The sequence below is a fragment of the Corynebacterium kroppenstedtii genome (assembly GCF_016894245.1).
GTDB lineage: Bacteria > Actinomycetota > Actinomycetes > Mycobacteriales > Mycobacteriaceae > Corynebacterium.
This window is the reverse complement of sequence record NZ_CP069792.1, coordinates 1,075,694-1,095,073: the sequence shown is the minus strand read 5'-3', so window position 1 is coordinate 1,095,073 and position 19,380 is coordinate 1,075,694. Positions and strand designations below refer to the sequence as shown.

Here is a 19,380-nt window from a genome sequence, read left to right as displayed (position 1 = left end):
TATTAGTTAGCCAGGCATAAAGAAAACCCCGCTGCGCGGAGCAGCGGGGTGACCTCTTAGCACCCGGCTACTAGCCGGGGACGCTTGTCAGAGGTTCTTACTTGTTGATCTTGGTCACACGACCAGCGCCAACGGTGCGGCCACCTTCACGGATAGCGAAGCGGAGGCCTTCGTCCATGGCGACCGGCTGAATCAAGGTAACGGACATGTCGACGTTGTCGCCAGGCATAACCATCTCGGTGCCCTCAGGGAGCTTCACAACACCGGTAACGTCGGTGGTGCGGAAGTAGAACTGCGGACGGTAGTTGTCGAAGAACGGGGTGTGACGGCCGCCCTCGTCCTTGGACAGGACGTAGACGGAGCCCTCGAACTCGGTGTGAGGGGTGTATGCGCCGGGCTTAGCCACAATCTGGCCACGCTCAACGTCCTCACGCTTGGTACCACGGAGAAGCAGACCACAGTTGTCGCCGGCTTCTGCGTAGTCGAGCTGCTTGCGGAACATCTCGATACCGGTGACGGTGGTGTTCTGGCTCTTTTCCTTGATGCCCAGAATCTCAACGTCATCGTTGATGTTCAGCTTGCCGCGCTCCACACGACCGGTGACGACGGTGCCGCGACCGGTAATGGTGAAGATGTCCTCAATCGGCATGAGGAAGGGCTTGTCGGTTTCACGAACCGGATCCGGGATGGACTCGTCGCAGGCGTCCATGAGGTCGAGGATGGACTGCTCCCACTTCTCGTCACCCTCAAGAGCCTTCAGAGCCGAGATGTGAACGATAGGTGCATCTTCGTCGAAGTCCTGCTCAGCGAGGAGTTCACGAACTTCCATTTCGACGAGCTCGATGAGGTCCTCATCATCAACCATGTCGCACTTGTTCAGAGCGACGAGGATGTAAGGAACGCCCACCTGGCGAGCAAGAAGAACGTGCTCGCGGGTCTGAGGCATCGGGCCGTCGGTAGCAGCGACAACGAGGATTGCGCCGTCCATCTGGGCAGCACCGGTGATCATATTCTTGATGTAGTCGGCGTGGCCCGGAGCATCCACGTGAGCGTAGTGACGCTTCGGGGTGGAGTACTCGACGTGAGCGATGTTAATGGTAATACCGCGCTCTTTCTCCTCCGGCGCCTTATCGATGGCGTCGAAAGCGAAAGCCTGGTTCTCTTCGGGGTACTTCTCCGACAGAACCTTGGTGATAGCAGCGGTAGTGGTGGTCTTACCGTGGTCAACGTGACCGATGGTACCGATGTTTACGTGCGGCTTGCTCCGATCGAACTTAGCCTTCGCCACTGTTTGTCCTCCTGGACTTCTCGGTGGCTACGACGTTCGCAGCCACGGGTGGTGTTACCTTTCGCAGAACCATGTTCACCTTGTCAACCCTGGTCATTACCGATCGTAAATTAGTGTCGACACTGGTCAGAGTCGATAGAGAGTGACTCTACGAGAGGTGATTTAAATATTGCCAGTTACAGCATAATAAAGGGGTAAGGCAACGTATTTCAAGCTGCCTTCGACCTTGATTCTATGGTAACGGCCACCACACACTATTCACATCAAACACTTCTGTGATGTGCTGCGAGTTAACAGCGCCTGCTTTGACAGCAATGTGCGGATAGTGCCTGGCTGGCCCTTACCATGCGGTGCCCTTCGCCAATCCTGTAACCCGATCGACGAAGGGCTGTAATGGTGAGGGTGCGCGGATTACTTGTTACCCGTGCGCTCCGCGATGATCTCCTGCGCGACGTTCGTCGGAACTTCTGCGTAGGAGTCGAAGATCATGGTGTAGTTTGCACGACCCTGCGTCTTCGAGCGGAGGTCACCGACGTAGCCGAACATGGACGACAGCGGAACCGTGGCCTTAACGACCTTGGCGCCGGAGCGGTCCTCCATGGAGTGAACCTGGCCACGACGTGCGTTGACGTCACCAATGACCTCGCCCATGTACTCCTCAGGAGTGATGACGTCCACAGCCATCATCGGCTCCAACAGAACCGGCTTCGCCTTCTGTACGGCTTCCTTGAGTGCCTGAGCGCCGGCGATCTTGAAGGCCATTTCAGAGGAGTCAACCTCGTGGTACTGGCCGTCGACAAGTGTGGCCTTGATGTTGACCAGCGGGAATCCGGCCAGCGTACCGTACTGCATGGCGTCCTGGATACCGGCGTCGACAGAAGGAATGTATTCCTTCGGCACGCGACCACCAGTAACGGCGTTCTCGAACTTGTAGGTCGGAGACTCGCCCTCTTCCAGCTCGTCCGGGTTGGGTGCGTAGGGCTCCAGAGAGATGATGACCTTCGCGAACTGACCCGAACCACCAGTCTGCTTCTTGTGGGTGTATTCGTACTTCTCGACGGGCTTGCGGATGGTCTCGCGGTACGCAACCTGCGGAGCACCCACGTTTGCCTCGACCTTGAATTCGCGCTTCATGCGGTCCACAAGGACATCGAGGTGGAGCTCGCCCATACCGCCGATGACGGTCTGGCCGGTCTCTTCGTCGAGTTTCACGGTGAAGGTCGGGTCTTCTTCAGCGAGACGCTGAATAGCGATGCCCAACTTCTCCTGGTCTGCCTTCGACTTCGGCTCGATGGCCACCTCGATAACCGGATCCGGGAAGTCCATGGACTCCAAGATGATCTGGTCATTGGAATCACACAGGGTGTCACCCGTGGTGGTGTCTTTCAGGCCGATGAAAGCGTAGATATTTCCGGCCTTAGCGACGTCCATCGGGTTCTCTTTGTTGGCGTGCATCTGGAACAGCTTGCCGATGCGCTCCTTGTGCCCCTTGGTCGAGTTCATGACCTGCTGGCCGGGCTCGACGGAACCGGAGTACACGCGAACGAACGTCAGTTTACCGAAGAACGGGTGGGCGGCGATCTTGAACGCCAGAGCCGAGAACGGCGCATCCACGGAGGGGTGGCGTGTCAGCTCGACGGACTCGTCGCCGACCTTGTGGCCGTGGACCTCTCCGACGTCGAGAGGCGTCGGCAAGTACCAGTTAATGGCGTCGAGGAGCGGCTGGACACCCTTGTTCTTGTAGGCGGAGCCACAGAACACGGGGAAGATTTCGGAGTTCACAACCATCTTGCGGATGGCCTCGTGGATCTCGTCGGTGGTGAGTTCCTCACCGGCGAAGTACTTCTCCATGAGCTCTTCATCGGACTCGGCGACGGCCTCGAGGAGCTTCTCGTGGTACTCGTCGGCCTTGTCTTTGAGGTCGGCCGGAATTTCCTCGATGGTGGGCTCTGCGCCGACGTCGACTTTGCCACGCCAGGTGATGGCGTTCATGTTGATGAGGTCAACGACACCGTCGAAGTCATCTTCAGCACCGATGGGGAGCTGCATGACCAGCGGCTTAGCGTGGAGGCGGTCGACGATGGTGTCGACAGTGTAGTAGAAGTCCGCGCCGAGCTTGTCCATCTTGTTGACGAAGCAAATGCGAGGGACGTCGTACTTGGCGGCCTGGCGCCACACCTGCTCGGACTGCGGCTCAACACCTTCCTTACCGTCAAATACGGCGACAGCTCCATCGAGGACGCGAAGTGAACGCTCAACCTCGACGGTGAAGTCGACGTGGCCGGGGGTGTCGATGATGTTGATCTGGTTGTCTTTCCAGAAGCAAGTGACCGCGGCGGAGGTAATCGTGATGCCGCGCTCTTTCTCCTGGTCCATCCAGTCGGTGGTGGAAGCACCATCGTGGGTTTCACCGACTTTGCGGTTGATACCCGTGTAGTAGAGGATTCGTTCGGTTACGGTGGTCTTTCCGGCATCGATGTGGGCCATGATGCCGATGTTGCGGACCTTATGAAGGTCAGAAAGCACTTTTTGTGCCACTGTGTACCCCAACTCGTAGTTTGGTGGCCCACTCACCGGAACCATTCGATCGTGGCGATCTTTGTGACGATTGTCGTGGTGATCCGATGGTGGCGGGCCTGCGTGTAATTCTTGGTCTGGCTACGCCGGAGAGGTGATTACCAGCGGTAGTGCGCGAATGCGCGGTTGGCTTCGGCCATCTTGTGAGTGTCTTCACGACGCTTTACGGATGCGCCGAGGCCGTTGGATGCGTCTAGGATCTCTGCGGCGAGACGCTCGGTCATGGTGTTTTCGCGGCGCTGGCGGGTGAACATAACCAGCCAACGTAATGCCAGGGTGGTTGCACGGCCAGGGCGAACCTCGACCGGGACCTGGTAGGTTGCGCCACCAACGCGACGCGAACGCACTTCGAGGGTGGGTTTGACGTTGTCAAGAGCCTTCTTCAGGGTGAGAACCGGGTCGGTGCCGGTCTTCTCACGGCAGGATTCGAGAGCTCCGTAGACGATGCGCTCGGCGGTGGACTTCTTGCCATCGACGAGGACCTTGTTGATCAGCTGTGAAACGATGGTATCGCCGTATACCGGGTCTTTCGGAAGCTGACGTGCGGGTGCTGGACCTTTACGTGGCATGAATTACTTCTCCTTCTTGGCGCCGTAGCGAGAACGTGCCTGCTTACGATCCTTCACTCCCTGGGTGTCGAGGGAGCCGCGGACGATGCGGTAGCGGACACCGGGGAGGTCCTTCACACGGCCACCGCGAACGAGCACCATGGAGTGCTCCTGCAGGTTGTGGCCTTCACCGGGGATGTAAGCGGAAACCTCAATACCAGAGGTCAGTCGAACACGCGCCACTTTACGGAGGGCGGAGTTCGGCTTCTTCGGGGTCGTGGTATAGACACGGGTGCAGACGCCGCGACGCTGCGGTGATCCCTTGAGGGCCGCGGTCTTCACCTTGGCCTTCTTGTCTTTGCGGCCCTTGCGGACCAGCTGCTGAATAGTAGGCATGTACCGACTTTCTATGTTTCTTTGACGCGTTTGCGGTTCATTCCCGGGCTGCTGCGTTCCGATCCTGGCGGATCTGATCACTCGCGCGGTTCCGCTTTGGGGCGGATTGGCTCCGCGGTGGTCCCATTCTGGGCTGTTTCGCCCTGAGATCATCCACCCCGACGTGTGATGGAAATTACAACATAACCGGGTTTTTCACTCGCTCACTGGCATAGTGCCCGTGCAGGCGGGGTGCTTACTTGCCGCTCGCACCTGCCTTTGCAAGCTCATTCCGTGGTGCTAAAAACTTCTTTCCGACGTCGCGCTGGGCAACCTCTCTGAAGAAATTTTTAACGCCGTGACCAGCATTTTTTGAGCGTACGTGAACGAGTCAGCCGCTCTCGCTGGCCTACGGTGGACGTTTGTCCCGCCCGCACGTGGCGGACACAGCGCTCCAGTTTAAGCGATAACCTGGATTTTTCCCAAACTTGTGGTGGAAAAATCCGGTGGGTCGTTCGCTTGAGTAGCGGGTTGTGCTGGCGGTGGGTGGGGATGCGCCCAGTTGGTGTCCGTAGTGGATAACCGGAGGCGTGTTCGTCGAGCGTCAGCTGTTCGGTGACCGGACGTTCGCGGACCGCGCTTAACCCCAATCCGGCTCGCGCGTGGCCACTCCGTCAAAGACGGTAGAAGATACTGTCTTACCGTTCTGCACAACGTTCAGGGTGGACCCATCAATGTTGATCACGGTTCCACCGCTTTTCATCGAATAAGTCCTCCCGCCAGAACCACGGCTCGTCACGTCGCGCTCTAGAGCACCTCCGTGATACCAACCGCGGTAGTAGAACCCGTCCGTGTCCCCTACCTGGCAGATGACAACCTTGTCACCGTCCTCATTGATCCCCGCGTATACCCATTCGTCGTCGGCATTACAGGTTGCTGCACTGTTATCCGTAAATCCTTGGCGGCCCAACCCTGGGATATCGGCCCCAGTGTCGTTCCTCGACGTTGTCGTCGTTGTCGTCGTCCGTTCAGTGGTGGTGTCTTCCGTGGTGGTCTCGGTGTCCTCGGGCTCCGTCGTCGTTTCTACCGTGGACTCGCTGCGCGGTTCTTGTGGGATTGCCGACGATTCATCGCCCGGGGCGACAGCGTCGTTACTGTTCTTTTCCCAGGGCTTCCAGATCAGCGCTCCGATCAGCGCTGCGACCACGACAAGGATAAGAATGATAGGAAGGAGAACCTTCCATATCGATGAGCCCGACTGGCCGGGATCGCCCTGCGACCCAGCGACACTCGAACCACCTGACCGGCCTTGACCATACTGAGCATTTTGGTTGTACTGCGGTTGCTGGGTGTACTGCCCCTGTCCGTACTGTGCCCCATCGTGGGCATTGTTCCATTGGTTGGCCCCACTCTGAGCAGCGCCATACTGGCCACCGTACTGGCTACCATACTGTCCACCGTACTGTTGGCCACCACCATATTGCCCCGGCCACTGTCCTTGGCCCTGTCCTTGGCCCGGCTGACCATTCCAACCGCCTGGGGCACCTCCATTCCACTGCTGGCCACCACCATTATTCCAGCCGGCACCGCCCCCGTTATTCCAGTCACCAGCGCTCCCACCATTGGTAGCGTCGTTCCATTGCTGAGAATGACCCCATTGGGCATCTGACTGGGGGGACACGCTCCCGTCGGGATTCCGTACTTCACTCCACGCTTGGACTGGCTGCCATTCGCGGGTTTCGAAATCTTCTTCCGACGAATGACTCCCCGCAGATTGAGCATCGGACGTTCCCGCTGGCGAATCACTACCGCCCGAGGAATGAGCCCCTTCACCAGCAACGTCGTCGCGTTGACTTCCATCATGCTGGCTTGGGTTGGCGGCGCCGTCGTCGCCACTTTGATTGAGGCGATTTGCGTCGTCGGCCGAATTATCGTGCGTCGTGTCGCCCGAGCTGTCACTGCCCCCACCGCCGTCAGAGCGGCCGTTGCTCGAACGCTTCCAGGAGTTGTCGTCGGGAGTCATGGTGAGCCTTACCTGTTAGGTTGATCGCATTCCGGATAATTATTCTAATCGACTCCTGCGCCCCTCAACGACTCGACGGATCCCCCGCCCGGCTGCTTCTCACGCACTCCGGGTAAAAAGCGTTCGCGTTCCGACTCCCCCGCCGTTCTCGTCAAAACTCTTCGTCGAATCCTTTTGTCAAAGCTCTTAGTCGAAAAGCTATCCAAGAAAGGTTTCGCCGGCACGCATTGTGGAATGCTGCATGGGAACGCTATTACCCGAACACCATTGCTAAGACGCTGACCCGGAGCATTTCCGTGTTAGCGCACAGGCACGCCATTAGCGTCGGTAGCGAACCGCGACGAACCAGCGAGGATCATGATGAACTCGACCAAAACCCAGATGGAAAGTGCCGCATCGGTAAGAAAACCAACAACGATAAACATCAAAGGAACGCTAATCAAAAGAATTGCGAGCTGAGCACAGGCAACACCGATATACCCGAGGTAGAAATTGTGAGCTCCAAAACCACCCAAGAAAAACGCGAGCACAGCGGCGACTACCTTGCTCTTCTGCCGACCCTGCGGGACCGACCCCATGCCATTCATGCCGTTCACACCATTGCCAAACTGCGCCGCCGAACCCTGATTCCACTGGTTAGGTTGCGCATACTGGCCCGCGGGATTGCCATACTGGCCGCCGCCAAACGCCGAGTCCACCTGCCCGCTTTCATAGGTCGCCGGCAACCGGCCGTCATCGGAACCGGGAGCCCCGAAACCAGTGGGCGATCCCCAAAAAGGATCACTCGATCCCTGATATGGGCTACTCGGATTGTTGTTGGGGTAAGTCATGATGATTCCTTCGGGGTTCTTCGGGACGGTTTTAGTGCGGCGGCCAAGCGCGGTGCCCGCGACGGATTGTTGCTACCGTTCTCACACGGATCGGCTACTGATCGACGTTGTACAGATCGTTCATGTACGGGCGTTCTTGCCGATCTTGCCGTTCTCACCGACGATCGCTCTCGGCCTCTATCTGATGTGTTCCGCTAAGCGACGAAATGTTCCCTCATCCGAGGAATTCCCGACGGAGATTTGGATGGGGTATTGCTGGAGTGGTGTAGGGCGGGAGACGGGGCCTGATACGGAAACGTCAGGCTCACCCATCGTTAGCCCTATCGATCACCTTCGTGTTTGCTAGTTCACTTATTGGCGTTTGAGCTGGTTTATGAGTTCGTCGGCCAAGAAATATGAACTTTGAGCTCCCTGTTTAGTCGCTGCACGAGATGCAACGAAGGTCGCCAACCTAGCGGAATCAACGAGCCCTCGCCCGGAGGCTATCGCTGCAGCCACCGTTCCCATAAAGCAATCGCCACACCCGGTTGAATCGACTGCATCTACTGGATATCCCTGTATGTAGACGCCATTAGCCGTGGGGGCGCCATCGGTGGGGTTGGCGTCACTCGGCGGGACAACGTCACCGCTTCCAGAGGGGTCCTCCGACTCCACGGCAAAACAACCCTCCGGGCCGAGCGTCACAATCAACCCCCTAAGCCCCAACACGGCAACTATTCGTTTCGCTATGGCGAATAGCTCATTTTTATCGATGCCATCTTCTTTGACCGTGCCATCGGTGGCGTTGGGTGCGGTAACGTCCGCGGGCTTTGCGTCGACACGATCGTCGGCCATGGAGTCGACTACGCTAGCCGATTCCCTGCGCCCCCGCATCGGCAATTGCGCGGATCCATACCGCTCCCCCAAAGCGCGCAGCTCAATCTCATTCACAACCACGATATCGACGCCGCGGATCAGCCCCGGGTCAACGTCGATAATTGGAGAATAATTCAAAATAATCTGCGGTGATCGGCGCATTTCCCAAGCATCTCCACCATGATTCCGCTGCTTAGGGGGCACATCGTATTCGTTGGCGTTCGCAATCAACTTGGCGCTCATGGGCACGCTTGTTCCAGTATTTGAGTGCCCACCCATTTCTGTATTTGAGTGCGCACCCATTTCTGTATTCGCATGCGCTACAAAACGAGCGACGTCGATCGCGGCCGCAACCACACTCGCGGGAGATTCAAACCCGAGCGCGACGACATCCGAAGATTGCACAATATCCGAAGCCGCTTGCAGGTCCGCGCGCGACACACTCTGATTCGCACCCGCCGAATACACGATCGTGTTCTCACCGCCCGCATTCACCGTGATCAGCGCAGTCCCGGTGGGTAGATCGCGGGCCACAACCCGCGACGTATCAACCCCCACATCCTCCAAACTTCGCTGCACGAAACTCCCGTAAGCGTCGTGGCCCACCGCGCCCACCATTGCGACGCTCGCACCAATTTTCGACGCCGCGACCGCCTGATTCGAGGACTTACCACCTGGCCCAAACGTGAGGTCAGAAGCCGGGACTGTCTCTCCGGGAGCCGGGAATTCCTCGACCCGCGCAGTTAAATCGACGTTGAGCGAGCCGACGACGGTGACTTTTCCCGGTGACGACATTACGGATGTGAGGGTTTCCGGGAGCTTCGAGAGGTCTGGATTGCTTTTCATAGATTGTTTAGAGATCTGGTGAGGTTAAGTGAGGTGTTCCCGTGCTATGGGGCATGCCATGTTGCCATGCGCCTGTCACGCATGATTGGTGGGGCCTCCCACGCACGATTGGTATAAGTAGCATACGGAACGAACCTTTCTCCCCTTCGGTGCACTAAAGGTTAGGTCTTTACTCTCTCCTACGGAGAAAAGTGCGGGGGTATATCGGGTGCTCAAATGCAATCTGCGGGCGTATATGGGCGAAAAATCGCCAAAAATTGACCATATACCCCCCCCTTTTCCCAGGGGCCAAACAAAGTGAGATATACCCCCGCAATTCTGGGTGGAGCGTCCACGTGGGCCCGCGCTTGCCCGCGGACACACGTGTTATCACTACGCGACTCGCATGAGAACCTAATCGACTCAGCTCACGTGACTCTCCACGACCCGAAAACCCCACAAGAGATGACAAAACCCGATTAAAAATAGAAAATCCCCAAGTGCGAAATAACTCGCACTTGGGGATTTGCCGATAACTCTTTTTCGAGGGCCGACGAGGCTAGCTAAGCTACCTCACCTAGCTAATATCGCCGAAACCTCCATCAAAGCCCTGGTCATCCAGGCGAACGGCTGCACCGGTGAATTCGCCGTATGCACCATCTTCGCCGTAGAAGCCGTCGCCATAGCTGGTGTTCATGGAGAACGCCTGCGCACGAGCTTCCTCGGTCGGCTCAACCGAGATGTTCCGGTAGCGGGAGATGCCCGTACCAGCCGGGATGAGCTTACCGATGATCACGTTCTCCTTCAGCCCGATGAGCTTATCGGACCGCTTGTTGATCGCCGCATCGGTCAGAACACGGGTGGTCTCCTGAAACGATGCTGCCGACAACCAGGATTCCGTGGCCAGCGACGCCTTGGTGATGCCCATGATTTCCTGGCGGTAGGAGGCGGGTTCTCCTCCATTAGCCGTCACGGCTTGATTAGCGGCTTTCGCTTCGTTCCGGTCAACCAGGGTGCCCGGCAGGAATTCGGTGGATCCCGACTCGATGACGGTCACGCGACGCAACATCTGACGGACGATGATCTCAATGTGCTTGTCGTGAATTGCCACGCCCTGGTCACGATAGACCTTCTGCACCTGTTCGATGAGGTGCTTTTGCACACCCTTTGGACCTTCGACGCGAAGAACTTCGTGCGGATCGGGGGCACCACGTAGCAGCGGTTGGCCGGTGACAACATGGTCGCCGGTCCGTAGCTGGTGTTCGAATCCGCCGGGTTCGTGCGTCACTGCCAACCCCTGACGCTTCGACAGCTTTTCGTACACGACTTCGTCATCGCCGGTGTCGGGAGTGATGGTCAGTGTGTAGAAGTTGCCGTCGTCCTCAAGCTTGATCGTGCCGTCGGTGGATGCGATCGGCGCCTGGTTCTTAGGCACACGGGCCTCGAAGAGTTCCTGAACACGCGGCAGACCACCGGTGATGTCGCCACCGACACCACCTTGGTGGAACGTACGCATGGTCAGCTGCGTGCCGGGCTCGCCGATGGATTGCGCGGCAACGATACCGACAGCTTCCCCAATGTCCACCTTTTGGCCGGTGGCCATGGAGCGTCCGTAGCAGGTCGCGCACACGCCGGTGGCGGTTTCGCACATCATGACAGTCCGGACTCGAGCGGTACGCACGCCCTCGGCAACCATCTTCTTGGCTTCAGCATCGCCGACGAAAGCGCCACGCTCATAGATGACGTCACCCTTGTCATTGACAGCATCTCGGGCCAGATAACGGCCGACCAACGCGGTCTCCAAGAAGTCAGCGCGCGTGAATTCTCCTGTTTCATTGCCTTCGGCGTCCAACACTGGTTTCGCGACATCGACGTCCAGGCCTTGTTTGGTGCCACAGTCGTCCTCGCGGACGATGACGTCCTGGGCAACGTCGACAAGACGACGAGTGAGGTAGCCGGAGTCGGCGGTACGCAGAGCGGTGTCGGCCAGGCCCTTACGGGAGCCGTGCGAGTTGTTGAAGTACTCCAACACGGACAGGCCTTCACGGAAGGAGGTCTTGATCGGGCGGGTGATGTAGTCACCACGCGAGTTCGTGACCATGCCTTTCATGCCGGCCAGGGTCCAGATCTGGCGCATGTTACCTGCGGCACCGGACTTCACGATCATCGGGATCGGGTTGTCGTCCGGGTAGATCTTTTCGACGGATTCGCCGACGAAGTCGGTGCATTCCTTCCACAGGTCAACCAGGGAACGGTAGCGCTCTTCGTTGTTGATCTTGCCTCGCGCGAGTTTCTTCTCGATGGTCGCGGCCTGCTTCTCGTAACGCTGCAGGATTTCTTCCTTATTGGGAAGAACGAGCACGTCGTCCATGGAGATGGTGACGCAGGACCGGGTTGCCCAGTAGAAGCCGGCGTCCTTCATCTTGTCGACGGTCTGCGCAACGGTGATCATGGGGTACCGCGCTGCGAGGTCGTTAATAATGACGGCCTGCGCCTTCTTCGCCATGACACCATTAACGAACGGGTAGTTCCACGGCAGCAGCTCGTTGAACATGATGCGTCCGAGGGTGGTGTGGGCGGTCCACTTCTGGCCGCGCTGCCATCCGTCGGGGAAGAGTTCTGCCTCGATGTCCTCCGGCGGGCGGAGGTGGCTGATACGCACCTCGATCGGCGCCTGGAGGCCAAGGACTCCGCGGTCGCGAGCCATGAGGGCCTCGGCGAAGGACGAGTAGGTGCCCCTCTTCGGACCGTTCTCGTCGGCTTCGTGGTAGGCGCCTTCGCCACCGAGCTGGTCCTCGCTCTTTTCCAGGGTGAGGAAGTACAGGCCGGTCACCATGTCCAAACGTGGCATGGCCAGTGGTTTACCGGATGCCGGGGACAGAATGTTGTTGGAGGCGAGCATGAGCACGCGGGCCTCAGCCTGAGCTTCTGCGGATAGCGGCAGGTGGACAGCCATCTGGTCACCGTCGAAGTCAGCGTTGAAGGCCTCACAGGCCAAGGGGTGCAGCTGGATAGCTTTACCCTCGACGAGAACTGGCTCGAACGCCTGAATACCCAAGCGGTGCAGCGTCGGTGCACGGTTGAGCATGACGGGGTGTTCCGCGATGGCTTCTTCGAGGACGTCCCACACCTCGGGCCGCTGACGCTCCACCATCCGCTTCGCGGAGCGAATGTTCTGAGCATAGGACTTCTCGACCAGGCGCTTCATGACGAATGGCTTGAACAGCTCCAACGCCATGAGCTTCGGCAGACCGCATTGGTGCAGTTTCAGCTGCGGGCCGACGATAATAACCGAACGGCCGGAGTAGTCCACACGCTTACCCAGCAGGTTCTGACGGAAGCGTCCTTGCTTACCTTTCAGCAGGTCAGAGAGGGACTTCAGTGGGCGGTTGCCGGGGCCCGTGACCGGGCGTCCGCGACGGCCGTTATCGAATAGCGCGTCGACGGATTCCTGAAGCATGCGTTTTTCGTTGTTCACGATGATCTCGGGCGCGCCGAGGTCAATCATGCGCTTCAAGCGGTTGTTGCGGTTGATGACGCGACGGTACAGGTCGTTGAGGTCCGACGTCGCGAAGCGCCCACCGTCGAGCTGAACCATTGGGCGGAGCTCGGGCGGGATCACCGGGATGGCGTCCAAGACCATCGCTGCCGGGTCATTACCGGAGCGCAAGAAGGCGGCGACAACGCGCAGGCGCTTGAGTGCGCGAACCTGCTTTTGTCCCTTGCCGTCACGGATAACCTCGCGGAGTTTCTCCGCTTCTTCTTCGAGGTCAAAGTTCTTAATCAGCGTCTGGATGGCTTCTGCACCCATGCCGCCGGTGAAGTAGTCCTCGTAGCGGTCGACGAGTTCGGAGTAGATGGTTTCGTCGACGATCATCTGCTTGGGGGCAAGCTTGATGAACGTGTTCCAGATCTCGTCGAGCCGGTCGATTTCACGCTCGGCACGCTCACGGATGTGGCGCATTTCACGCTCAGCGGCATTCTGAACCTTGCGCTTGGCATCGGCTTTCGCACCGTTGGATTCAAGCTCTTTGAGGTCTTCTTCCAGCTTTTGCTGGCGCTCCGCGAGCTCTTCGTCGCGGTCGGCTTCGACCTCTTTCTTCTCCATGAACATGTCGGCTTCGAGGGTTTCCTGGTCCGTGTGACGGGCCTCCTCATCCACCGAGGTGATGATGTTCGCGGCGAAGTAGATGATCTTTTCCAGATCTTTTGGCGCGAGGTCAAGCAGGTACCCCAAGCGTGAGGGCACGCCCTTGAAGTACCAGATGTGTGTGACGGGCGCGGCCAGCTCGATGTGGCCCATGCGTTCGCGGCGGACCTTGGATTTGGTCACTTCCACGCCGCAGCGTTCACAGACGATGCCCTTGTACCGGACACGCTTGTATTTACCGCAGGCACATTCCCAGTCGCGGGTTGGCCCGAAGATACGTTCGCAGAACAGGCCGTCCTTCTCGGGTTTGAGGGTGCGGTAGTTAATGGTCTCGGGCTTTTTGACCTCGCCGTGTGACCAGCGACGGATGTCATCGGCCGTGGCGAGACCGATGCGGAGCTCGTCGAAAAGATTGACGTCGAGCACGTAACGTCCTTTCCCCTCGTTCACGAGGGTTGTTCGGATGATTACTGGTTACTAGTTGGGAGGTCTCTACACCGCGTCGGCGTCGAAGCGTTCGTCGCGGGAGAGGTTGATACCCAGGGATGCGTTGGCTTGGTCGAGGTCGTCATCGTCGGCACCCAGGTCAACTGGGGTTCCGTCAGCGGAGAGGACCTCAACGTTGAGGCACAGAGACTGCAGCTCTTTGAGCAACACCTTGAAGGACTCCGGAATTCCCGGATCCGGAATGTTGTCGCCCTTCACGATGGCTTCGTACACCTTGACACGGCCGACGACGTCGTCCGATTTGATGGTCAGGAGTTCCTGCAGTGTGTAGGCGGCGCCGTAGGCCTGCATGGCCCACACTTCCATCTCACCGAAGCGCTGGCCACCGAACTGTGCCTTACCACCGAGCGGCTGCTGGGTGATCATGGAGTACGGGCCGGTGGACCGGGCGTGGATCTTCTCGTCGACCAGGTGGTGCAACTTCAACATGTACATGTAACCCACGGAGATCGGCTGCTGGAAGGGTTCGCCCGTCCGGCCGTCGATGAGGGTGGACTTGCCGAATTCGTTGACCATTTGGTCGCCGTCGCGGTTGGGCCGCGAGGACCGCATCAATCCGGACAGCTCTTCGTTGGTGGTGCCGTCGAACACCGGGGTGGCAACGCGGGAATCGGCGGGGACGTCGTAGAGGTCCTCGGGCAGCGTTTCCAGCATGGCTTTGACCGCGGGGTCCTGCGACTCGGGGTCAACCTTCCATCCGGATTTCGCGAGCATGCCGAGGTGAACTTCCAGCACCTGGCCGATGTTCATACGACGCGGCACACCGTGTGTGTTCAGGATGATGTCGACCGGCGTTCCGTCGGGCAGGAACGGCATGTCCTCGGCGGGCAAGATCTTGCCGACGACACCCTTGTTGCCGTGGCGGCCGGAGAGCTTATCGCCGTCCTGGATCTTGCGCTTCTGGGCGACGTACACGCGGACCATCTGGTTAACGCCAGGGGCGAGGTCGTCGTCGTCCTCACGGGAGAACACACGAACGCCGATGACTTTGCCTGTTTCGCCGTGGGGAACCTTCATCGAGGTGTCCCGCACCTCGCGCGCCTTTTCACCGAAGATGGCGCGGAGGAGGCGCTCTTCCGGTGTCAGCTCGGTTTCACCCTTAGGGGTGACCTTACCGACGAGGATATCGCCGTCGCGAACATCAGCGCCAATGCGAACAATTCCGCGTTCGTCGAGGTCAGCGAGGATGTCTTCGGAAGCGTTCGGGATATCGCGGGTGATTTCCTCTGGCCCTAGCTTGGTATCGCGAGCGTCGATTTCGTGTTCCTCAATGTGGATTGAGGTGAGGACATCTTCCTCGACAATCCGCTGGTTGAGGATGATGGCGTCCTCGTAGTTGTGGCCTTCCCATGGCATGAACGCCACGAGGAGGTTACGGCCGAGAGCCATTTCACCGTTCTCGGTGCCGGGTCCGTCGGCGAGAGCTTGTCCCTCTTCGACGCGGTCGCCAGCCTCAACAAGGGGCTTCTGGTTGTAGCAGGTTCCCTGGTTAGTGCGCTCGAACTTCCTCAGCAAGAAGGTGTCGCGTTGTCCGTCGTCACCAAGGGTGGTGATGAAGTCTGCACACACAGTTTCGACGACACCCGAGCGGCGGGCGATCACAACATCGCCGGCGTCGTGGGCAGCGCGCAGTTCCATACCGGTTCCAACGAAGGGCGCTTCGTTACGCAGCAACGGCACAGCCTGGCGCTGCATATTCGCACCCATGAGGGCACGGTTAGCGTCGTCATGCTCCAGGAATGGAATCATGGCGGTGGCCACCGACACCATCTGGCGCGGGGACACATCCATGTAATCCACTTCCGATGCGGGAACGACCTCGACGTTTCCGCCTTTCATTCGGACCGCGACGGTGTCCTCAACGAAGCGGCCTTCGGAGTCCATCTTTGTGTTGGCCTGAGCGACGATGTGCCGGTCTTCCTCATCAGCGGTGAGGTAGTCAACAACGTCAGTGGCCTGACCGTCTTTGACACGACGGTAGGGCGTCTCGATGAACCCGAACGGGTTAACGCGGGCGTAGGACGCGAGGGAGCCGATCAATCCAATGTTCGGGCCCTCAGGCGTCTCGATGGGGCACATACGGCCATAGTGGGAGGCGTGGACGTCACGGACATCCAAGCCGGCGCGTTCACGGGACAAACCGCCAGGTCCAAGGGCGGATAGACGACGCTTGTGTGTCAGGCCAGACAGAGAGTTGTTCTGGTCCATGAACTGCGACAGCTGCGACGTTCCGAAGAACTCGCGGATCGCGGCCGACACCGGGCGCACGTTGATTAGCGACGTCGGCGTGATGGATTCCGCGTCCTGCGTGGTCATGCGTTCACGCACGACACGCTCCATACGCGACAAGCCGACGCGAACCTGGTTCTGAACCAGCTCGCCGACAGTGCGCAGGCGGCGGTTACCGAAGTGATCGATATCGTCCGTGCTGATCATCAGCTCGGTGCCGTCAGGCGACTCCATCGTCCGCTCACCGGCGTGCAGACGCACCAAGTATTCAATGGTGGTCAGGATGTCTTCTTCAGTCAGGGTGTGCTCGCCAGTGGTGGAGCCGCCGCCTAAACCGAGCTTGCGGTTCACCTTGTAGCGGCCAACCTTCGCCAAGTCGTACCGCTTCGGGTTGAAGAAGCTATTGTCCAGCAAAGCCTGAGCGGAATCGCGCGTGGGGGATTCACCCGGACGCTGCTTGCGGTAAATCTCCAGGAGAGCTTCGTCGGTATTAGCAACGCCATCGTGCTCAAGCGTCGACATCATGATTTCGGAAAAACCGAACCGATCCGTGATGTCCTGCGTCGACAGGCCCAAAGCCTTCAGCAACACGGTGACGGGCTGGCGACGTTTACGATCGATGCGGACGCCGACGGTGTCTCGCTTATCGACGTCGAACTCCAACCATGCACCACGTGAAGGGATGACCTTGACGGAGTGCAGTGGACGCTCGGTCGACTTATCGATGGACTCGTCGAAGTACACGCCAGGGGAACGAACCAACTGGGAAACGATGACACGCTCGGTACCGTTGATGATGAACGTGCCTTTGTCCGTCATCATCGGGAAGTCGCCAATGAAGACGGTCTGGCTTTTGATTTCGCCAGACATAGCGTTGGTGAATTCCGCCGTCACATAAAGCGGGGCGGAGTAGTTAATGTCCTTATCCTTGGCTTCATCGATCGTGTTTTTGACGTCGTCGAAGCGGGGCTCGGATAGGGTGAGGGACATATTGCCGGAGTAGTCCTCAATGGGAGACAACTCCTCTAGAATGTCCTCCAGGCCGCTAGTTATATGCGCGCCTTCTTCGGACTCAGCCTGCTTCTTAGCGCGCCATTCGGGTGCGCCAATAAGCCACGCGAACGAGTCGCGCTGCAGATCGAGGAGGCCAGGGACCTCGATCGGCTCTTTAATCTTCGCGAACGAGTAGCGTTTCGTCGCGCCGGGGATTCCGGACGTTAAACTGGTCTGGCGGGAGACTGCCAAGATGGGTCCTTCCAGCACCTCACGCGGGGTGACCGTGCTCGCTGTGGTTTGCCTGCGTGAAAAGAGTGAGTGTCTTCTTCCAAAAAGCGGATCATCCGTGGTTGGATATCACTAAAGGACCTTGTCAAATCCTGTTTTTAAAGGAATTGGTACAAGGCCTAACGAGAAATCTTTGCACGGGGATCCAGCGCAACGGACTATCTTATACTACCTATGGCGTCATGTCTAATGGTTTTCCATCACTTCGCAGTGGCTCCGCTGGAGCTTAGCAGCGACTCCCACGGGACCCCCTCACGGAGGTAGAGCAATTATGCGCGCGACCCCGGCTCGCGCGGGCCTCGACAACACGAAACCCAAGCGGCTACATAGCGCACTAATACAGCTGCAACAACACACTAATGCATATGACAAAAACAGGGGCCTCCCACACTGGGAAGCCCCTGTTTTCTGTACTTACGCTGCGCACCATTTCTGGGCCGTACACCATTCCTGGACTGTACAGGCCGGAATCGGGGGCGCTGCGCATTGCGCTGTATTACTTGCGCACATCCCTGTCTTACTTGAGGGAAACCTTTGCGCCAGCCTCTTCGAGCTTGGTCTTGGCAGCCTCGGCGTCGTCCTTGGAGGCGCCTTCAAGGATAGCCTTCGGAGCGGACTCAACGAGGTCCTTAGCTTCCTTCAGACCCAGGCCGGAGACGACCTCGCGGACGACCTTAATAACGCCGATCTTCTTGGCGCCGGCGTCCTCGAGCACGACGTCGAACTCGTCCTTCTCTTCCTCAGCAGCAGCTTCGCCGCCAGCAGCGCCTGCAGCAGCAACAGCAACCGGAGCAGCAGCGGTAACGTCGAAGGTCTCTTCGAAGAGGTTCTTGAACTCAGTGAGCTCAACGAGGGTCATTTCCTTGAAAGCTTCGATGAGCTCTTCGTTGGTGTACTTAGCCATGATATGGCTTCCTTTCTACGCGTCTTCGTGTGGGAGGTTCCGTACCCGCCTGTCGGCGGCGAACCGACAGTGTTTACTTCTTCTCCTCGAGGGCCGCGGCCAGGCGTGCCATCTCGGAATGCGGTGCGCCCAGCAAGGACGCAACATTTGCCAGAACGCCGTTGAATCCACCGGCGATCTTGGACAGTGTGGTCTCGCGGTTGTCCATGTCCGCGAGCTGCTGGATCTGCTCGGCCGTCAGAGCCGAACCATCCATTGTTCCGCCTTTAACCACGAAAGCGTCATGGTCTGCGCCGAACTTCTTCATAGCTTTAGCAGCATCAACCGCTTCGCCATTGACAAATGCAATAGCAGTGGGGCCGTTAAGAAGTTCTTCGTCAAGACCTTCGACGCCAGCTTCGCGTGCGGCGAGCTTGATCATGGTGTTCTTGGCGACGGAGTATTCAACCTCAGCGCCAAGTTCCTTACGCAGCTCTGTCATCTCAGTAACGGACAGACCACGGTATTCCGTCAGGATTGCACTGCTTGCGTTCTGGAAACGCGCAGTGAGCTCCTTGACAGCTGCAGTGTTCTTCGGGTTGGCCATGTACTCTCGCCTCCTTCCTTCGGTAAGTTTCACCGTCGGGGAGGCCCAATGAGTAACGCCCCGCACAGGAGGCGGGGCGCGCAATTCGTTCATCACTCTCTACCGCGTCAGGGTTTTGCGACGTTTTCGTCGATACCACCCTGAACTTCACACTCCCCAGCAGCAACCTTGTACCCGGTTTGAACCTGGAGTGTGGTGATGAATACTTTGCGTTCGCGTTGTCTCCTGCGTGGGCCGTCACCCGGATGAGCGACACTTCGCTCAGATTTCTCTGAGGACCGACGGTCTGTGGTGAAACGTGAACTATCCTAAAGTTCCTCAGAGGAGGCTACACACCAAGCGCACATTTTCAAAGTCGACGACGCAGCTCCGACGCTTGACGTAGTTCCGACGCTTGAG

Annotated in this window: 12 protein-coding genes; 1 reads left to right on the top strand and 11 read right to left on the bottom strand. The window is 58.4% G+C overall.

Annotated elements, in window-relative coordinates; genetic code table 11:
• Window positions 1–97: 97 nt before the first annotated feature.
• From tuf to I6J23_RS04780, 6 genes are all read right to left on the bottom strand, one after another.
• Window positions 98–1,288, bottom strand: coding sequence for an elongation factor Tu (gene tuf, locus I6J23_RS04805; RefSeq protein ID WP_012732455.1), 1,191 nt, complete (start codon window positions 1,286–1,288; stop codon window positions 98–100).
• A gap of 411 nt (window positions 1,289–1,699) precedes the next feature.
• Window positions 1,700–3,826: an elongation factor G gene (gene fusA / locus I6J23_RS04800; protein ID WP_204582923.1), complete on the bottom strand. Its 2,127-nt coding sequence runs from the start codon at window positions 3,824–3,826 to the stop codon at window positions 1,700–1,702.
• Window positions 3,827–3,963: 137 nt separating this feature from the next.
• Window positions 3,964–4,434 (bottom strand): 30S ribosomal protein S7, encoded by a 471-nt coding sequence (rpsG, locus tag I6J23_RS04795; RefSeq protein WP_012732457.1) that lies wholly within the window; start codon window positions 4,432–4,434, stop codon window positions 3,964–3,966.
• A 3-nt stretch (window positions 4,435–4,437) separates the two neighbouring features.
• On the bottom strand, window positions 4,438–4,809 hold the full coding sequence (gene rpsL, locus I6J23_RS04790; RefSeq protein WP_204582732.1) for a 30S ribosomal protein S12: 372 nt from the start codon (window positions 4,807–4,809) through the stop codon (window positions 4,438–4,440).
• Between the two features lie 619 nt (window positions 4,810–5,428).
• Entirely contained in the window at window positions 5,429–6,811 is a 1,383-nt protein-coding gene (locus I6J23_RS04785) for a hypothetical protein (protein ID WP_204582731.1), read from the bottom strand.
• 299 nt (window positions 6,812–7,110) lie between these two features.
• A complete protein-coding gene (locus I6J23_RS04780; protein WP_204582730.1) occupies window positions 7,111–7,641 on the bottom strand; it encodes a TM2 domain-containing protein in 531 nt (176 codons plus the stop codon).
• Here I6J23_RS04780 and I6J23_RS04775 point away from each other — a divergent pair.
• Window positions 7,640–7,987 (top strand): hypothetical protein, encoded by a 348-nt coding sequence (locus tag I6J23_RS04775; protein WP_204582729.1) that lies wholly within the window; start codon window positions 7,640–7,642, stop codon window positions 7,985–7,987. The genes I6J23_RS04780 and I6J23_RS04775 overlap by 2 nt on opposite strands.
• 5 nt (window positions 7,988–7,992) lie before the next feature.
• Here the strand turns inward: I6J23_RS04775 and I6J23_RS04770 are convergent, their stop codons facing one another.
• From I6J23_RS04770 to rplJ, 5 genes are all read right to left on the bottom strand, one after another.
• On the bottom strand, window positions 7,993–9,342 hold the full coding sequence (locus I6J23_RS04770; protein WP_204582728.1) for a ribokinase: 1,350 nt from the start codon (window positions 9,340–9,342) through the stop codon (window positions 7,993–7,995).
• 556 nt (window positions 9,343–9,898) lie between these two features.
• Entirely contained in the window at window positions 9,899–13,897 is a 3,999-nt protein-coding gene (locus I6J23_RS04765; RefSeq protein WP_204582727.1) for a DNA-directed RNA polymerase subunit beta', read from the bottom strand.
• 66 nt (window positions 13,898–13,963) lie between these two features.
• Entirely contained in the window at window positions 13,964–17,470 is a 3,507-nt protein-coding gene (locus tag I6J23_RS04760) for a DNA-directed RNA polymerase subunit beta (RefSeq protein ID WP_204582726.1), read from the bottom strand.
• A gap of 538 nt (window positions 17,471–18,008) precedes the next feature.
• A complete protein-coding gene (gene rplL, locus I6J23_RS04755; RefSeq protein ID WP_012732464.1) occupies window positions 18,009–18,395 on the bottom strand; it encodes a 50S ribosomal protein L7/L12 in 387 nt (128 codons plus the stop codon).
• A gap of 73 nt (window positions 18,396–18,468) precedes the next feature.
• A complete protein-coding gene (rplJ, locus tag I6J23_RS04750) occupies window positions 18,469–18,981 on the bottom strand; it encodes a 50S ribosomal protein L10 (RefSeq protein WP_204582725.1) in 513 nt (170 codons plus the stop codon).
• Between the last annotated feature and the right edge of the window lie 399 nt (window positions 18,982–19,380).